The sequence below is a fragment of the Martelella sp. FOR1707 genome, assembly GCF_053484265.1.
On the sequence record NZ_JBAKFP010000002.1, the window covers coordinates 213,238 to 230,822 of the forward strand.

The 17,585-nt window shown below is 62.6% G+C and carries 15 protein-coding genes; 9 read left to right on the plus strand and 6 right to left on the minus strand.

Annotated features, from left to right (window positions below; translation table 11 throughout):
- Positions 1-56 precede the first annotated feature (56 nt).
- Positions 57-1,562 (minus strand): HWE histidine kinase domain-containing protein, encoded by a 1,506-nt coding sequence (locus V6765_RS04880; protein WP_448426951.1) that lies wholly within the window; start codon positions 1,560-1,562, stop codon positions 57-59.
- Positions 1,563-2,232: 670 nt separating this feature from the next.
- On the opposite strand from V6765_RS04880, the gene V6765_RS04885 reads away from it, so the two are divergent.
- The 4 genes from V6765_RS04885 (at position 2,233) to dgcA (ending at position 7,343) form a co-directional block, all read left to right on the plus strand.
- A complete protein-coding gene (locus tag V6765_RS04885; RefSeq protein ID WP_448426952.1) occupies positions 2,233-3,651 on the plus strand; it encodes a phosphomannomutase in 1,419 nt (472 codons plus the stop codon).
- A 43-nt stretch (positions 3,652-3,694) separates the two neighbouring features.
- The gene (locus V6765_RS04890; protein ID WP_448426954.1) at positions 3,695-5,128 is read left to right on the plus strand and encodes a mannose-1-phosphate guanylyltransferase/mannose-6-phosphate isomerase; all 1,434 of its coding nucleotides are present in this window, start codon (positions 3,695-3,697) and stop codon (positions 5,126-5,128) included.
- 230 nt (positions 5,129-5,358) lie between these two features.
- Positions 5,359-6,360, plus strand: coding sequence for an N-acetyltransferase DgcN (gene dgcN / locus V6765_RS04895; protein ID WP_448426955.1), 1,002 nt, complete (start codon positions 5,359-5,361; stop codon positions 6,358-6,360).
- Positions 6,357-7,343, plus strand: coding sequence for an N-acetyl-D-Glu racemase DgcA (gene dgcA / locus V6765_RS04900; protein ID WP_448426956.1), 987 nt, complete (start codon positions 6,357-6,359; stop codon positions 7,341-7,343). Before dgcN ends, dgcA begins: the two co-directional genes overlap by 4 nt.
- A gap of 6 nt (positions 7,344-7,349) precedes the next feature.
- On the opposite strand, the gene V6765_RS04905 is transcribed toward dgcA, so the two are convergent.
- From V6765_RS04905 to V6765_RS04920, 4 genes are all read right to left on the minus strand, one after another.
- Positions 7,350-8,558: a GTP-binding protein gene (locus V6765_RS04905; protein ID WP_448427581.1), complete on the minus strand. Its 1,209-nt coding sequence runs from the start codon at positions 8,556-8,558 to the stop codon at positions 7,350-7,352.
- Between the two features lie 602 nt (positions 8,559-9,160).
- Positions 9,161-9,817, minus strand: a complete 657-nt coding sequence (locus V6765_RS04910) for a GntR family transcriptional regulator (protein ID WP_448426957.1) — start codon at positions 9,815-9,817, stop codon at positions 9,161-9,163.
- Entirely contained in the window at positions 9,814-10,971 is a 1,158-nt protein-coding gene (gene argE, locus V6765_RS04915; protein WP_448426958.1) for an acetylornithine deacetylase, read from the minus strand. The genes V6765_RS04910 and argE overlap by 4 nt, the downstream gene beginning before the upstream one ends.
- A gap of 3 nt (positions 10,972-10,974) precedes the next feature.
- A complete protein-coding gene (locus tag V6765_RS04920) occupies positions 10,975-12,159 on the minus strand; it encodes a M24 family metallopeptidase (RefSeq protein WP_448426959.1) in 1,185 nt (394 codons plus the stop codon).
- Positions 12,160-12,581: 422 nt separating this feature from the next.
- On the opposite strand from V6765_RS04920, the gene V6765_RS04925 reads away from it, so the two are divergent.
- From V6765_RS04925 to hisG, 4 genes are all read left to right on the plus strand, one after another.
- A complete protein-coding gene (locus tag V6765_RS04925; protein WP_448426961.1) occupies positions 12,582-13,952 on the plus strand; it encodes an aminotransferase in 1,371 nt (456 codons plus the stop codon).
- Positions 13,953-13,971: 19 nt separating this feature from the next.
- On the plus strand, positions 13,972-14,334 hold the full coding sequence (locus V6765_RS04930) for a VOC family protein (protein ID WP_448426962.1): 363 nt from the start codon (positions 13,972-13,974) through the stop codon (positions 14,332-14,334).
- A 72-nt stretch (positions 14,335-14,406) separates the two neighbouring features.
- Positions 14,407-15,540 carry an ATP phosphoribosyltransferase regulatory subunit gene (locus V6765_RS04935; protein ID WP_448426964.1) on the plus strand — a complete coding sequence of 378 codons (1,134 nt, stop codon included), beginning with the start codon at positions 14,407-14,409 and terminating at the stop codon, positions 15,538-15,540.
- Complete coding sequence (gene hisG / locus V6765_RS04940; protein WP_448426965.1) at positions 15,537-16,226, plus strand: ATP phosphoribosyltransferase; 690 nt, start codon at positions 15,537-15,539, stop codon at positions 16,224-16,226. The genes V6765_RS04935 and hisG overlap by 4 nt, the downstream gene beginning before the upstream one ends.
- 14 nt (positions 16,227-16,240) lie before the next feature.
- On the opposite strand, the gene V6765_RS04945 is transcribed toward hisG, so the two are convergent.
- Positions 16,241-16,987, minus strand: a complete 747-nt coding sequence (locus V6765_RS04945; protein WP_448426966.1) for a tryptophan 2,3-dioxygenase family protein — start codon at positions 16,985-16,987, stop codon at positions 16,241-16,243.
- A gap of 127 nt (positions 16,988-17,114) precedes the next feature.
- Here V6765_RS04945 and V6765_RS04950 point away from each other — a divergent pair, with 127 nt between their 5' ends.
- On the plus strand, positions 17,115-17,585 hold the full coding sequence (locus tag V6765_RS04950) for an Lrp/AsnC family transcriptional regulator (RefSeq protein WP_448426967.1): 471 nt from the start codon (positions 17,115-17,117) through the stop codon (positions 17,583-17,585).

A 17,585-nucleotide genomic window follows, 5' to 3' on the forward strand; every position in this document is an offset into this window, starting at 1 on the left:
TAAACCCGCCGCGTTCCGGAAAACGGGCGGGTGGCTTGATTTGAATTGATATTCGCTCAGCAGTAGCGCAGCGGCATGGAAATGTGGACCTTGAGGCCGGTTTCGGCATAGTCCACATCAACCTTGCTGCCGATGACCTTGTCGAGGCTGCGTTCTATCAGAACGGAGCCAAAGCCGCGCTGCTCGGGGGTGGTCACCCGCGGCCCGCCAACCTCGACCCAGTCGAGTTCCAGATGGGCGTTGCCGCCCTCATCCTTGCAGGCGACGGTGATATCCACAACGCCGGCCCGGGTCGAAAGCGCGCCGAACTTGGCGGCATTGCTGGCAAGCTCGTGGATGACCAGACCAAGCGCCAGCGCTTCGTCGGGATCGAGATAGACGGCGCTGCCGTGAATATCCACCTGACGGCCCGAGCTGTCGCTGTAGGGGGCGATCTGCGAGCGCAGCAGCCGGTCGAGCGCAATCGCGCCCCACTGCTCGTCGGAAAGAAGGGTATGCGCGGCGGAAAGCGCCTGCAGCCTGCCGGAAAACGACATGTTGAATTCGGCCGAGGTCCGCGAGCGCCGCAGCGTCTGGCCTGCAATCGACTGCACGATCGCCAGCGTGTTCTTGACGCGGTGGTTGAGTTCGCGCAGCAATAGCCGGGTCTTCTGTTCGCTTTCCTTGGTGGTGCTGATGTCGACCACCACGCCGAACACCGGTCCCTTGCGCTCCTCGAGCAATGCATCTTCATAAGCGCCGCCCAGCGAAAGCAGCCACTTGCCTGTGGAATCCACCTTGAATTCGCTTTGATATTCCTCGCCCCGGTCAAGCGCCGCCTTGAACCGGCGCATCAGGGAAAAGCGCATGTCCTTGTTAATGGCGCCGAGCACCCGGCGGCAGGTCACCGGCTCATCGGGTGAAAGCGCAAGCATTTCCCGTAGGGCATTGTCGCATTCAACCGTCTCGCTGATGCCGTCCCAGCTCCAGGTCGCGATATTCGCGGCCCGCAACGCCATCGAATGGCGGCGTTCCGATTGAGAAAGGGCGATATCGGCCGAAGCCTTGCCGCGCGCGGCGTGCTTCAGTTCATAAAGCGAGCCGGCCAGGTTCGCCAGTCGGCGCAGCGCTTCGGCATCCTCTTCAGTGGTGTCGCGGTGGTTTTCGCCGTCGATGATGCAGATGGCCCCGGCATTGACGCCGTGAACCGGGATCGGAGCGCCGGCGAAAAACTTCACCCGCTTGCCCTCGAACATGGGAACCGAACGGGCGAGTTCCTCATGGGTCTCGGGATTGTTGAGGATCAGCGCCCGCTGTTTCTTGAGCGCGATCGGGTAGACGAACAGGCCCGAGCGGGTGGGCACGTCATCGACCATCATGCCATGAACGGCCTGAACCCAATTTTCGTCAGAATCGGCAATCAGGATCAAGGCGGCCGGGCAGGAAAAGCGGTTTGCCGCAGCTTCGACGATAGCGACGAAATTCTCGTCGACTTCCGCCGCGCGCATGATCGATTGCGAAAGCGTCTTCAGACGGTCCTCGTCCCTGATCGCCTCCACAATTTCCGATGGCAAATGTTCCACAGGCTCAAGCTCTTTTATTCTCGCTCAGGCAGACAATCCCCGGCCCGGGCACACCTATAAGTCACCGTACCGGGAACGTGCAAGGACTTCCGGCTTCGCATCGAAACGTCCCGGTTCGGCGATCGGTTCCACGCCGGCGTGATTTTTTGCCGCTTTAAATTCCTTCCGCTGAGCGCGAGGGGAACAAAGTGGAAGGAGAGGCGTTAGAATTTCAAATGAAGGCAGATGAATGCCTTGGTGCGTTCGTCTGGGTTTCGGAGCGGAAGTTTGACAGGAAAGGGTTGAAGTGTCAGGCGTTTTTGAGAGAACGCCTACAACTTTTCGTTACAGTGCAGGGTGATTTGCGGCGGGCATTGGTCGATGTCAAAGTGTCAGCGTCTATGCAGATCAGTGCTTGATGAGGCTGGCGCTGAGTGTACTACTCTGAGCTTTCGAGGCCTTTTCGCGGTGCCTTGACCTGTTTGGCGCTTTTTGAAGCCAAGGCCATCGGAAGATTGCCGCGTCCGCGCGGCATTGCTATGAGCTACGTCTCATCCAAGGATTTTTGGTAATCGACGGGTTCGTGCGATAGACTGTCTGAAACGGAGTGGCCGAGGCCGCTCCATTGTTTTGAAAGGCGGCCGGTCGGGACCTCTGCCCGGCGGCGCAAAGACTGGGATAAAGAGTATCGATGAGCGTAAAATTCGGGACGAGCGGCCTTCGCGGCCTGTCAACGGATCTCCTGGGGGAGCCTTCCTCTCTTTACACGGCGGCTTTCTGTCATCATCTGCAAAAGGCGGGCTATGCCGAAAAAGGCGATGTCGTGCTCGTGGGTCAGGATTATCGCGAGTCGAGCCCGGCGATAGCGGCCAACTGCATGGGCGCGATCGCGGCCGCCGGCTTTACACCGGTCGATTGCGGGGCGCTGCCGACGCCCGCTCTCGCCTTTTACGGCCAGAAGAGGAAGGCCGCCTCGATCATGATCACCGGTTCCCATATTCCGGCCGATCGCAACGGCATCAAGTTCTATCTTCCCGATGGTGAGATCACCAAGGACGACGAGCAGGCGATTTCCGGCTTTGCCGAAAAACTCAAGGGCACGATCGAGCAGACATCCGCGGAGGGCGAGGACGAGGCAAGCGAGGCGCTGGCCGGCTTCGGCGCGCGCTGTACCGTCATTCTGCCCGACGAGGCCCTTTCCGGCATGAAGGTCGGCGTCTACCAGCATTCCACGGTGGCGCGCGACCTGTTTATCGCGGTGCTCGAGCATTACGGCGCGGACGTCACGCCGCTTGGCTTTTCCGAGGAATTTATTCCTGTCGACACCGAGGCAGTTTCCCCGGAAACGGTGGAGCTTCTGAAGGGCTGGGCCGGAGAACACGGGTTTGATGCCATCATTTCCGCTGATGGCGACGGCGACCGCCCGCTGGTGGCGGACGAGACCGGCACGCCGCTGCGCGGCGATCTGATCGGCCTGATGACCGCAAATTTTCTCGGCGCGAAAGTGGTGGTGACCCCGGTCACGTCCAATTCCGGCATCGAAAAGAACGGCGATTTCGAGGTGATCAGGACAAAAGTCGGATCGCCCTTTGTCATCGCCGGCATGGAAAAGGCGATTGCCGAAGGCAAGGACGGCGTCATGGGGTTCGAGGCCAATGGCGGTTTGCTGACGGCCTCGCCTTTCCGCCCTGCCGGCGACACGATTGCGGCCTTGCCGACGCGCGATTGCTTCCTGCCCGTGCTGTCAGCGCTCTATCTTGCCCATCGCGACAAGCGCAAGCTCTCCGAACTCGCGAAAGCCTACAGCCTCCCGGTCGCTGATGCCGACAGGATCAAGAATTTCGAGCAGGCGCGCAGCGCGGCGTTGATGGACCATCTGCGTGAAAGCGACGACAATCTTGCCGATTTCCTCGCGCCGGTCGGCACGGTTGCGGACAAGAGCGACATTGACGGCCTGCGGGTCACGCTCGATGACGGACGCATCATCCATTTCCGCCCCTCCGGCAACGCGCCGGAAATGCGCTGCTATGTGGAGGCGGCGAGCGCCGGTGAGGCGCGCGAACTTCTGAAACAGGGGCTCGCCCTGATCGAAGGTTTCAAATCCCGTTAAACAGACCCTTATTCTAGATTCATTCATTAGGAGATTTATCGATATGAGCAGCAAGATCGTTCCCGTCATCATGGCCGGCGGCAAGGGCACGCGCCTGTGGCCGCTGTCGCGCGCCACCGCGCCGAAACAGTTCATCCGTTTTCTCGGCCCGAAGACGCTTTACCAGAAGACGCTGGAACGTGTGTCGGACAGCGACCGCTACGAAGCGCCGATCATCCTGACCAATGAGGACTTCCGCTTCCTTGCCGCCGAACAGGCGCGCGAACTGGATATCGAGCTCTCCGGCATCATTCTTGAGCCGATCGCCCGCAACACTGCCCCCGCCGTTGCCGCCGCCGCCGCCATGGTGCGCGCCAATTTCGGCGATGACGCGATCATGCAGGTGCTGGCCTCCGACCACGAGATCGATGCGGGCTCGGATTATTTCGGCGCGATCGATACCGCGCTTGAGGCCGCCAAGAGCGGCAAGCTCGTCACCTTCGGCATCGAGCCGACCGAACCTGCCACCGGCTTCGGCTATATCGAGGCCGGCGAGGAGCTTCCCTCCGGCGCCCGCAAGGTTGCCCGCTTCGTTGAAAAGCCCGCGCAGGACAAGGCCGAGGAAATGCTGGCGGCCGGCAATTACACCTGGAACTCCGGCATGTTCATGTTCCCGGTTGCGGTGCTGATCCGGGAACTGGAAAAATACGCCCCCGAGGTGTTCGAATTCGCCGAACAGGCGGTGCTGAAGGATGAGAGCGATCTCGAGCTCGATTTTACCCGTCTCGACAAGGAAACCTTTGCGCAGAGCCCCGATATTTCCATCGACTATGCGGTGATGGAAAAGACCAGCGAGGCCGCCGTCGTGCCGTCGGCCTTCACCTGGTCGGATCTCGGCTCCTGGGACGCGATCTGGAAGGACGGCGAGCAGGATGGCAGCGGTAATGTCGTCTCCGGCGATGCGACGCTTCTCGATACGCAGAATTCGCTGGTGATCTCGCGCGACATGCATGTCGCCATGCAGGGGCTCGACGGCATGGCGGTGATTGCCTCCGAGGATGCCGTCTATGTCGGCAAGCTCGAAGACAGCCAGAATGTCGGCAATATCGTCAAGGTGCTGAAGGGGGCCAAGGAAACCCGGGCGCTGGCCGAGGAACACCCGACCTCCTACCGGCCCTGGGGCGGCTATACCTCGATCATCAAGGGCGAGCGCTTCCAGGCCAAGCGCATCTTCGTCAAGCCCGGCAAGAAGCTGTCGCTGCAGAAGCACCATCACCGCGCCGAACACTGGATCATCGTCAAGGGCACGGCCGAGGTGACGGTGGACGAGGACGTGAAGCAGCTCACCGAAAACCAGTCGATTTACATTCCGCTCGGCGCCGTCCACCGGCTTTACAATCCCGGCAAGATCACGCTGGAATTGATCGAGGTCCAGACCGGCTCCTATCTCGGCGAGGACGACATCATCCGCATCGTCGACGATTTCGGTCGCGGCTGATTGAGAGGCGTGGCCCCGCGCCGTTCGGCGCGGGGGTAGCTTTGCGTCAATCTTCTACCTTGCGCTGTAGCCCCAAAAATCCGTCAAAATCACATTTCAGGCTATCGCAATTCGCGTTTCCTGCGTTTCGTTAGTCAATTCGCGCAAACTTTCGCCGCTCCAGCTTGACCGCTACCGTCCCGTCGCGATATCGTCTCGCAACTCTCTCTCACAGCCGGGTGGTCAAGCACATGATCGAAACTCCCTATCTTCTGTTTCTGGGCGATGCGCCCGACGCGCTCGCCGCCAAGGTGGCGCAGGGCATCAAGGACTGGCGTCCGGAATATGCCGTCGGCCAGTTGCGGCTTGAAGGCTGCAAGGCGGACATGAAGCTGCCTGATCTTTCGATCGCGGAAGCCGTGGACAAGGGCGTCAAGACGCTGGTGATCGGCGTTGCCAATCGCGGCGGCGTGATCTCGCCGGCCTGGAAGAGCGTGCTGATCGAGGCGATGGAGGCGGGCCTCGACCTCGCCTCCGGCCTCCACAACCTGCTGCGCAACGAGGCCGACCTTGCCGCCAAGGCCAGGGAACTCGGCCGTACGCTCCATGATGTTCGCATTCCCGCCGTGCAATATCCGATCGCCAACGGCAAGAAGCGGACCGGCAAGCGCATGCTCGCGGTCGGCACGGATTGCTCGGTCGGCAAGATGTACACCGCGCTCTGCGTGGAAAAGGCGATGCGCGACAAGGGCATGAAGGCAACCTTTCGCGCCACCGGCCAGACCGGCATTCTGATCACCGGCGGCGGCGTGCCGCTCGATGCGGTGATCGCCGATTTCATGGCCGGCTCGATCGAATATCTTTCCCCGGACAATGACGCCGACCACTGGGATCTGATTGAGGGGCAGGGCAGCCTGTTCCACGCCTCTTATTCCGGCGTCACGCTGGCGCTGATCCATGGCGGCCAGCCGGATGCGCTGGTGATCTGCCACGAGCCCAACCGGCCGCATATGCGCGGCCTGCCGGACTATCAGCTTCCGAGCATCGAAGCCGTGCGCGATCTGGCGCTGCAGATGGCGCGGATCGTCAATCCGGACTGCAAGGTGGTCGGCATCTCGTTGAACACTTCGGCAATGTCGGATGAGGAAGCACTCGAATATTGCCGGCAGACCGAAGAGCGCATGGGCCTGCCGACGGTCGACCCGTTCCGCCACGGCGCCGAACGTCTGGCTGACGCGCTGGCGGCGCTATGACCGGACTTTACGTCTCCGCCCGCGAGGACGTGTTTCCGGTCGCGGGCTCCTTCACGATCTCGCGCGGTTCCCGCACCGAAATCCGCGTGGTGACGGTCACGCTCACCGATGGCGCGCATACCGGGCGCGGGGAGTCCGTGCCCTATGCCCGCTACGGCGAGACGGTTGACGGCGTAATCGCGGATATCCTGTCGCTGGAGGCCGAAATCCGCGCCGGGCTTAGCCGCGAAGCCTTGCAGACCCATATGAAACCGGGTGCTGCCCGCAATGCGCTCGACTGCGCCTTCTGGGATTTCGAGGCCAAGAGCAACGGCACATCGGTGTGGCAGCTTGCGGGCCTCAAAAAGCCCGGCCCCCTGACCACGGCCTACACGATCTCGCTTGGCGAGCCGGACAAGATGCGCGCCCAGGCTGCCGAGAACGCGCATCGCCCGCTTTTGAAGGTCAAGCTCGGCACGGATGACGACCTTGCCCGCATCGAGGCTGTGCGCGCGGGCGCGCCCGATGCCGCGATCATCGTCGATGCCAATGAGGGCTGGAGCGTGGAAGCCTACCAGGCGCTTGCGCCTGCGCTCGTGCGTCTCGGCGTGGCGCTGGTGGAGCAGCCGCTGCCGGCCGGCGATGACGAGGCGCTGCGCCATATCGACAGGCCGCTGCCGGTCTGCGCTGACGAGAGCTGTCATGCCCGCCCCTCGCTTGCCGATCTCAAGGGCAAATATGACGCGATCAATATCAAGATCGACAAGACCGGCGGCCTGACCGAGGCGCTGCTTCTGAAGCAGGAAGCGGAGGCCATGGGCTTTAAGATCATGATCGGCTGCATGCTCGGCACCTCGCTTGCCATGGCGCCGGCCATGCTGGTCGCCGAGGGCGCGGCCTTCGTCGACCTCGACGGGCCGCTTCTGCTTGCCGAAGACCGCGCCAACGCGATCCGCTTCGAAGGCTCGGTGATGCATCCGGCCGACCCGGTGCTGTGGGGGTAGAGCCCGTCAACCTCTCGTCCAGGACGGGAAGGGGTCAGTGAGCGATTCGTAGTCACGTTCGTTGAAGCCGGGCCCGGTGTCGATCAGGCAGTCGTCGAGGGCCTCGCGGATCGCGTCCTTGTCCATGCCCGCGCCGATGAAGACGATTTCCTGACGGCGATCGCCATAGACCGCGTCCCAGCAATCCTCGATCATCCGGCGCAGGTCAGGCGCGTCGGGCCAGCGGCTCTCCGGCACGGCTGCCCACCAGCGTCCCAGCGGACCGCTGCGCACGATTGCGCCGGCAAGCGAGAATTCGCCGGCGAAATCCGGCCGCGTCGCCAGCCAGAAATGGCCCTTGGCGCGGATCAGGCCGGGAAAATTCATTCGCGTGAAGGCATCGAATTTCAGCGGATCGAACGGCGCGCGCGCCCGGTAGACGAAGCTTGAAATGCCGTATTCCTCGGTCTCTGGCACATGGTCGGCAAAGCCGTAGAGCTCCTTGGCCCAAAGCGGGTGCTGGCTGGCCTTATCCTCGCTGAAGAGGCGGGTATCGAGCAGTTCGTCGAGATCGACGCGGCTGAAATCCGTCTCGATGATCTTTGCATCGGCGTTCAGCGCGCGGACAATCTTGACGACGTTCTCGCGCTCTTCCGCGCTCACGTCGGAGACCTTGTTGACGACCACGACATCGGCGAATTCGATCTGCTCGACATGCAGGTCCACCAGCGTGCGCTCGTCGCCTTCGCCGGCGACCTCGCCGCGATTTTTCAGAAATTCATGGCCGCCATATTCGCGCAGCAGGTTCACCGCATCGACGACGGTCACCATGGTGTCCAGCCGGGCGAGATCGGACAGGCTCTCGGCGCGCTCGTCGCGCCACGAAAATGTCGCGGCCACCGGCAACGGTTCGGCAATGCCGGTTCCCTCGATCAGCAGATAGTCGAAGCGCTTTTCCTCCGACAGCCGCCGCACCTCGGTCAGAAGGTCGTCGCGCAGCGTGCAACAGATGCAGCCATTGGTCATCTCGACCATGGTTTCCTCGGTGCGCGACAGATCGGCGCCGCCCTCGCGCACCAGATCGGCATCGATATTCACCTCGCTCATATCGTTGACGATCACCGCGACCCGCCGCCCTTCACGATTGTTGAGAATGTGGTTCAGCAGCGTGGTCTTGCCCGCGCCGAGAAAGCCGGAAAGCACGGTGACGGGAAGGCGGGTGTCGTTGTATTGCAGCATGGGGAGAGGTCCTTGCAATGCGTGAGAATGCCAAACGAAAGATTACGTTCAGCTATTAAATGTTATAACGTAACATAAATAACCAGAAGCCTAACTGGCGTCAACTCACGGCGGCAGGGCCGACAGCGGCGGGCTGCGGGGAGGCTCGATAAGTGGGGGTTCTGCTGGGTTAAGCGAGAGCTCCGCTTTGGCCATGGTCGAACGGCGCCCCCTCCGCCACAAGCCCTTGGGTGCCGAGGCTTTCCAGGTGCAGTCGGGTCGTTGTGGAACTTTCGGCCCAGCGCTCGGCAATACGCTCGACCCCACCGCATAGCCCCCCAATCTTCTCGCCCCGGCGGGGAGAGATGTCGCGAAAGCGACAGTGAGGGGGAGACTTTCACCGCGAACGCCATCAAGATTTGAAACGCCGCACCACCCTCACTGCCCCTTTCGGGGCATCTCTCCCGCCAGCGGGAGAGAATATAGGGAGCAAGCCGCCATGCCACATGCGACCGCGCTGCAGTCGAGCGAAGGGCGGCTGCAGGGTGCGCATTTTTTAGCCAGCCACGGAAGGCGACTACCGCAAAACGCGAACCTGCGGGGCATTCGTGCCAACCTGATCATCGCATCCGCTGAAAGCTCATCGCGATATGGGCGCGGCGGAGATGGCAAAGCGCGTCGAGATTGCCGGCCTCGACTGCGGCGAGGATTTCGGCGGTTTCCCGGCAATAGATCTCCGCTTCATTTTCGAGGTCCGCCGCCGAGGCGGTGATCGCCTGCAGCCAGATGCGGGCGGTGCGGAAATAGAGGCGTTCGCCGGTGTCCCGGAGGGGTTGGTTCAGCGAAAGTTGGTTGAGCGCCAGAAACATGTCACGGTCGAGTGCCGCGAAATCGCGCGGCGCGGGGGCGTTCCTGAGCGAAACAGCGCGCTCGTGGAGTGCGCGAAAATCCGTCACGATCTCCTCGGTGACCGGTGCGGGATCTAGATGCGCCATCAGCACGGCAAGCTCCATCCTCAGGCGATAGACCTGCGCCAGTTCCTCAAGGTCAACATCGGTGACGATGGTGCCGACGCCGTGGACGGAGAGCAGTAGACCCTCATCCTCCAGCCCTGCCAGCACGCGACGGAGCGGCGTGCGCGAGACGCCGAATTCCGCCGCCAGCGCCACCTCCGAGAGTTTCTCGCCCGGCGGATAGTCGAGCATCATGATCCGCTCGCGGATGATGTCGTGGATCTGGGCGAGCCGGTCGCGTCCGGTCATTTCCTCCGTCGTCATCGCCACGCGCTTCCGAGCCGGTCGAGCATGGCGAGGCAGTGGCCGAGCTGATCCGCGCTCAAGAATTCGTCCGGCTTGTGGGCCTGGTCGATCGAACCCGGCCCGCAGACAACGGCGTCCATGCCGATTTCCTGAAAGAAGCCGGCCTCGGTGCCGAAGGGGACGACATCGGCGCTGTCCTCGCCGGTGAGCCGGAAGGCGAGGTCGCGGGCGGCGTTTTCGTTTCTCGGAAACAGCGCCGCCGCCTCGCCGATCACCTCCGTCTCGATATCGGCTTCCGGGGCCACCGCGCGCATGGCGGGCAGCAGGTCGCGGGTGCAATAGGCGGCAATGTCGTCTTTCACCAGCGACAGGTCCTCGGCGATCACCGGCCGGGTTTCCCAGCGCAGCACCGCGCGGGGCGCAATGACATTGTGCGACAACCCGCCCTCCAGCGCGCCGACATTCAGCGTCGCATAGGGCGGCTGGTAGCGCGAGCCTTCCGGCACGCGCGCCATCAGCCGTTCGCGCAGTTCCATCAGCCGGGCGATGTAGCGGGCGGCGTATTCAACAGCGTTGATCCCGGCTTCGGGCGCGGAGGAATGGCCGGAGCGGCCGGTGAAGGTGACGGTATATTCGCAGCAGCCCTTGTGGCCCTCGATCACCCGCATCATGGTGGGTTCGCCCACGATCGCGAGCGCGGGACGGACTTCCCGGGTTGTGAGCCATTCGGTCAGCGCCCGCGCGCCGATGCAGCCGACCTCCTCGTCATGGGTGAAGGCGAAGTGGATCGGCTTGCGTTCGGCGAACGCGGCAAGCGTCTCCCGCTTGGCAAGGCAGGCGGCGATGAAGCCCTTCATGTCGCAAGTGCCGCGACCGAAGAACTTGCCGTCGCGCTCTGCAAGCGTGAACGGGTCGCTGGTCCAGAGCTGGTCGTCCACGGGCACGACATCGCTGTGGCCCGACAACATCAGCCCGCCGGGGCGGTCGTCGCCGAGGGTTGCGAACAGATTGGCCTTGGTCCCGGTGGCATCGGTCAGGATTTCCACCCGCGCGCCGCAATCCGACAGCCGCTCGGCGATATAGGCGATCAGCGGCAGGTTGCTTTCCGATGAAACCGAGGGAAAGGCGACAAGGTCTGCAAGAATATCGCGGGCGGCAGACAGATCGCTCAACGGTCAGTCCTTCACGAACAGTTTGCGCTCGACGCTGCAGAGCGCCTCGGCCGGGCCGTTTTCGGTGATCAGGATGGTCTCGGTGATTTCCAGTCCCCAGTCATCCATCCAGAGCCCCGGCATGAAGTGCAGCGTCATGCCCGGCTTCAGCAGGGTTTCGTCACTGGTGCGGATGCTTACCGTGTGCTCGCCCCAGTCCGGCGGATAGGCGAGGCCGGTGGCATAGCCGCAGCGGTTCGGCCGCTCGATGCCGACCTTCCAGAGTTCCTTTTCCAGCGCCGCGGCGATATCGCCGGCCCGGTTGCCGGCCCGCGCCGCCTCGATGCCGGCGTTGAGGCCATCCACCAGCGCTGCCGCGGCGTCAGTCATGAATTGCGGCGGCTTGCCGAAGAAGACGGTACGGCTGAGCGGCGCGTGGTAGCGGCGATAGCAGCCGGCCTGCTCGATGAAGGTGGCCTCGCCGGTCTTGAACTCGTCGCCGCTCCAGGTCAGATGCGGCGCGGAGGCGTCGGGACCCGACGGCAGCAGCGGCATGATCGCCGGATAATCGCCCCAGATATCGTCGATGCCGGTGATCGCGGTCTTCATCAGTTCGCCGACGAAATGGTTCTTCTTCATGCCCGGCTCGGCAATCTCCATGGCACGGCCCATCACCCGGTCGGAGATCTTTGCCGCCTTGCGCATGAAGGTGATTTCCTCATCCGATTTCACCACGCGCTGCCAGTCGACGAGGCCCGAACCGTCCTTGATCGTTGCCCCCGGCAGGCCCTTCACCAGCGCGGCGTGCCCGGCTGCGGAATAGTAATAGGCATTCATCTCCACGCCGATGCGGGCCTTGTCGAGCGCCAGCCCCGCGAGCTTTTCGGCCAGATCATCCATCGGGTGGATGCCGTCTGCCTGAATGTAGCGGTCGGCGTACCAGAGGATATGATCCTCATCGAGGAATGCGGTGCGGCGGGCGCCATTGGCATCCATCAGCCGCCCCCACCAGTAGGGCATGCCCTCGCCGGTGACGATCACGGCCTGATCGACATAGAAGGACCAGCCGTCATAGCCGGTCAGCCAGTTCATGCCGGCGGGCGAAGTCACCACCAGCGCATCCAGCCCATAGGCTTCCATCGCCTTGCGGGTCAGCGCCAGCCGGCGGTCATATTCCGATTTCGAAAAGGGCAGTTCCGTCGCCGCCATGGCTTTCCTCGTTTTGTTGTGCACAACAGTTGGTGTTTGCACGTTTTTCTACGTCTCTTGATTCACCGGCGTTGCCACCTTCCTAAGCCTGCCAGGAGCGCTGATCTCACCCCTTGAGGGGGATTGTTTGGCGTCAGCCTCCCTGCGGGCGTCATCCTCGGGCTTGACCCGAGGATCTAATCACCTTTCCCTGCGAAAGGAGGGCGTGGCGAACTAGGCTCTCTCTCCTCCGCTCCACCCGCAAACGCCGCTCGCGACATACGTGGTTGGATCCTCGGGTCAAGCCCGAGGATGACGCAGAATGGGAGGGAAGGCTGCGCCATCGTGCGCCGGGCAAACGTTCTCCTTTGCATTCTCTCTCGATGTTGTATACAACACGGTTTCAACACGGCGCGCAAGCCCTTTCACAGCACGAGGATACGATGCTCACCAACGACCAGCTCGACCGTTTCGACCGGGAGAATTTCTTTCATCCCTCGACCCATCTCGCCCAGCATGCGCGCGGCGAAAGTCCGAGCCGGATCGTGAAGACGGCCAAGGGCGTGTTCATCGAGGATCGCGACGGAAAGAAGCTGCTGGATGGCTTCGGTGGGCTTTATTGCGTCAATGTCGGCTACGGCCAGGAAAGCATCATCGAGGCGATTGCAGAGCAGGCGAAGGAGCTTGCCTATTACCACGCCTATGCCGGCCACGGCACGGAGGCCTCGATCAATCTGGCGAAGATGGTGATCGACCGCGCGCCCGATCACATGTCCAAGGTCTATTTCGGCCTCTCGGGGTCTGATGCGAACGAGACCAATATCAAGCTGGTCTGGTACTACAACAACATCCTTGGCCGGCCTGAGAAGAAGAAGATCATCTCGCGCTGGCGCGGCTATCACGGCTCCGGGCTGATGACCGGCTCTCTGACGGGCCTTGCCGGCTTCCAGAGGAAATTCGACCTGCCGCTGGAGCGGGTGTTCCACACCACCGCGCCCTATTACTACCGTCGCAAGGATCTCGCCATGAGCGAGGCCGATTTCGTCGCCCATTGCGTGGCGGAGCTCGAAATGCGGATCGAGCGCGAGGGCGCGGATACGATCGCCGCCTTCATCGGCGAGCCGGTGCTGGGCACCGGCGGCATCGTGCCGCCGCCGGAAGGTTACTGGAAGGCGATTTCGGCGGTGCTGGAAAAGCACGATATCCTGCTGATCGCCGATGAGGTGGTCACCGGCTTCGGGCGGCTCGGCACCATGTTCGGCTCGGATCATTACGGCCTGAAGCCCGACCTGATCACCATCGCCAAGGGGCTGACGTCCGCCTATGCGCCGCTTTCCGGCACCATCGTATCCGACAAGGTGTGGAAGGTGCTGGAACAGGGCACGGATGAAAATGGCCCGATCGGCCATGGCTGGACCTATTCCGCCCATCCGATCGGCGCCGCTGCCGGCGTTGCCAATCTGAAGCTTATCGATGAACTGGGACTGGTGAAAAACGCGGGCGAAACCGGCGCCTATCTGCGCTCCGCCATGAAGGATGCGCTCTCCGATCACCCCCATGTCGGCGATATTCGCGGCGAGGGCATGCTGCTGGCCGTTGAATTCGTCAAGGATCGCGAGAGCCGGACTTTCTACGATCCGTCGGAAAAGGTCGGCCCCAACCTTGCCGCCGCGCTGATTTCCGAAGGCGTCATCGCCCGCGCCATGCCGGAGGGCGATATTCTGGGCTATGCCCCGCCGCTCTGCCTGACGCGGGATGAGGCCGACCAGATCGTTGCGGCGACGAAGAAGGCGGTGACGACGGTTCTGGGTTAGGGACGAAACAGGAGGCGCGATGCTGAAGGCGATCCATCATGTGCAGCTTGCCATGCCGGCCGGCGGCGAGGACAAGGCGCGCGCCTTCTATCGGGATGTTCTCGGCGTGCCCGAGGTGGAAAAGCCCGACAACCTGAAGCCGCGCGGCGGGTGCTGGTTTGAAGCGGACGGGCTGCGCATCCATCTCGGCGTCGAGGAGGACTTCAGGCCCGCCCGCAAGGCGCATCCGGCGATCCTTGTTGATGATGTCGATTTGCTCGCGGCCCGCGTGGCGATGGCCGGCTATGAGGTAAAGAAAGACGAGCCGCTTGAAGGTTTCCTGCGCAGCTATGTCTATGATCCCTTCGGCAACCGCATCGAATTGATGCAGGCGATCGCGTGAGCTTTTCCGCCCGAAATCGTTGACATTTGGCTGAAAGGATGGTCATCGGTTGCGGCGAACAGGGAAGACCGTATGCCGTCCACCAGCCTGCCGGATTGCGCCGGCGCCATCCTTCAAGCCTTTAAGGCGCGCGATACGGCGCTGACCGATATTCCGGTCATTCAGCCCGCTGCCCCGTTTCTGGATATGGCGGGCGAGGCGCTGCGCCGCCGCATCTTCATGACCGAGAGCGAGACCGGCGAAAGCCTGTGTCTTCGACCCGAATTCACCATTCCCGTCTGCGCCCATCATATCGAGAACAATGCGGGCACGCCGAAACGCTATGCCTATTGCGGCATGGTATTCCGCCAGGCCCGCGATGACGGCGCTTCCGAATTCTTTCAGGCAGGCATCGAGGATCTCGGCAGCGCGGATTTCGCAAAGGCCGATGCTCGTGCCATCGCCGATGCGCTCGATGTCCTGCGCGATTGCCTGCCGGAGACGCCGGTTTCGGTCACGCTCGGCGACCAGAATCTGTTCGAGGCGGTCGTCGGCGCGCTCGGCCTGCCAGGCGGCTGGCAGAAGCGGCTGATCCACGCCTTTGGCAACCAGAAGCGGCTGGAAACGCTGCTCGACGCCCTTGCCCGGCCGCAGCCTGTCGGCGGGCTTGACCGGCGCGTCGCCGGCTTTCTCGCAGATGGCGACGAGGCCGGGCTGGTCGCCCATATCGACGAGACGATGCAGGCGACCGGTTATTCCACCAATGCCAGCCGCAGCCCGGAGGAAATCGCGCGGCGGCTGAAGGAGAAACTGGCGCTGTCGGTCACCAGCCTGGATGCCGAGGCGCTGGACGCGCTCACCACATTCCTGGCGCTCGATATCGGCCTCGATCAGGCGTCGGAAGCGCTTACCGGCTTCGCGGAAAAATTCAGCCTCGATATCGTTTCGGCGATTGCCGCCTTCGAAAACCGGATCGCGGCGATCGCGGCAAGCGGCGTTGCCGTTTCCAACATCACTTATCGCGCCGCCTTCGGGCGGCCGCTCGATTACTATACCGGCCTCGTTTTCGAGATCACGGAAGCCGGCCCGCGCGCGGCACTTCTGGCCGGCGGCGGGCGCTATGACCGGCTGCTGACGCTACTTGGCGCAGGCGACCATATTCCGGCGGTCGGGTTCTCGCTCTGGCTCGACCGGATCGAGCGCGCAGGCATGAGGGATATCCGATGACTGTCACGATTGCTCTGCCCTCCAAGGGGCGCATCAAGGAAGGTGCGGAACAGGCGTTGAGCGCAGCCGGTCTAAAGGTCGCGACCAATGGCAACAACCGTTCCTATCGCGGCCAGATCCAAGGGCGCGACGATATCGAGATCGCCTTTCTCTCCGCCTCCGAGATCGCGCGTGAGGTCGGCAGCGGCGCGGTCGATTTCGGCGTGACCGGAGAGGACGTCGTGCGCGAGAATGTAGCCAATGCCGATGCCCGCGTCGAGATCGTCTCCCGCCTTGGCTTCGGCCAGGCCGATGTCGTGGTCGCGGTGCCGGAAATATGGCTCGATGTCGATACCATGGCCGATCTCAACGACGTCGCCGCCGAGTTCCGCAGTCGCCATGGCCGCAGGCTTGCGATCGCCACCAAGTTCTGGCGGCTAACCCAGCAGTTCTTCACCGCCACCCACGGCATCCAGCTCTACCGCATCGTCGAAAGCCTCGGCGCAACCGAGGGCGCGCCAATGGCCGGACAGGCCGACATCATCGTCGACATCACCTCCACCGGCTCGACGCTGAAAGCCAATCACCTGAAGATCCTGTCCGACGGGCTGATCCTGAAATCGGAAGCCTGCTTCATGCGCGCGAAGAAGAGCGAGCATGAAGGGAATGCGGTGGTTGAGGAGCTCGTTGCCGCGATGCGCGGGTGACGACAGACGCCTCGTTACCCCTTGCCCTTCCCGCTGATCGCCTCGCGCACCACGCCGTAGCTTGCGCCCCAGGCGTCGGTCATGTCGCAGCGGATGTCCCAGAGCTCGGGGAAGAAGCGATAGCGCGCGCCGGCCTGCAGCAGGTCCACCGGCCGGCCCTTGAGCGATTTCGAGCCGAGGCCGATCGAGCGGTGGATCAGATAGACATGGTTGGCGCGGAATTTCTGGAACAACTCGTCGAATTCCACCAGCGCCTCGGCCACGACATAGCTGTCGCCATGATCGTATTTGCCGTCATAGATATCGGCTACGGTGAGGCCGCGACCGGTCAGGTAATGGGCCTTGAACATCTGCCAGAGATCGGGCGGCAACCGCAACAGCAGCTTGAAGCCCGGCGATTCCTGGCCCGAACCATTGCCGAGCTGCAGCCGGATCTGCTGGTACTCCTTCGGCGACATGGTCTCCAGCACATCAAGCTGGGCCGTCATCAGCTTCATCAGCCGGTGTACGCGGCCCATCAGGGTCACCACCCGGTTTGTATCCTCCTTCTCGATATAGTCCATCACATCGACAAGCGTGTAGGCGATCAGCTTCATCCAGAGCTCCTCGACCTGATGGACGATCTGGAACTGGAGTTCGTCGGCATTCGCCATTTCGCCAAGCGGCTTCTGGCAGGCGAGCAGCTGCTCGACATTGAGATAGACGCCATAGTCGAGCATGACGGGGTTTTCGATACGATCGTGATAGTGCTGCTTGTCCATATTCGTGTTCCCGCGGGTTGCTTTTGGTCAATTCTACCGCCCCCGCCGGCAAACATTGTTTCTGAGCTTGTCAGCTCAGCCGAAAATTCGGTACGTTGTTCTTCGTGAGAACGAAATGGAAGAACGAATGACCATCAGTGAAATTGATCGCAAGATCATCGGGCTTCTGGAGCGGGATGCGCGGATGTCGTTTGCCGAGCTCGCGGAAACCGTCGGCTTGTCGAAGACGCCATGCTGGAACCGGGTGAAGGCGCTGGAGGAGGCGGGGCTGATCCGTGGCTATCGCGCGGCGATCGATCCGGCAGGCATGGGTTTCGGCATCGAGGCGCTGGTGCAGGTCTCGATCCGGCCGGAGCTATTCGAGCCGTTCGAACGCGCGGTGCGCGCCCATCCGCTTGTGCGACGCGCCCATGCCACCACCGGCGAGGCCGATTATCTGCTGCACATCATGGCCGCCAACATGGCCGCGCTTGACCGGGTGCTGCGCATGGAGATCAGCCAGCTTCCCGGCGTCACCCGCACGGTGACGGCGATGATCACCCGCGACATAAAATCGGAAAATTCGATGGCCGAGGCCCATCGGCACGCCGGGCTTTGA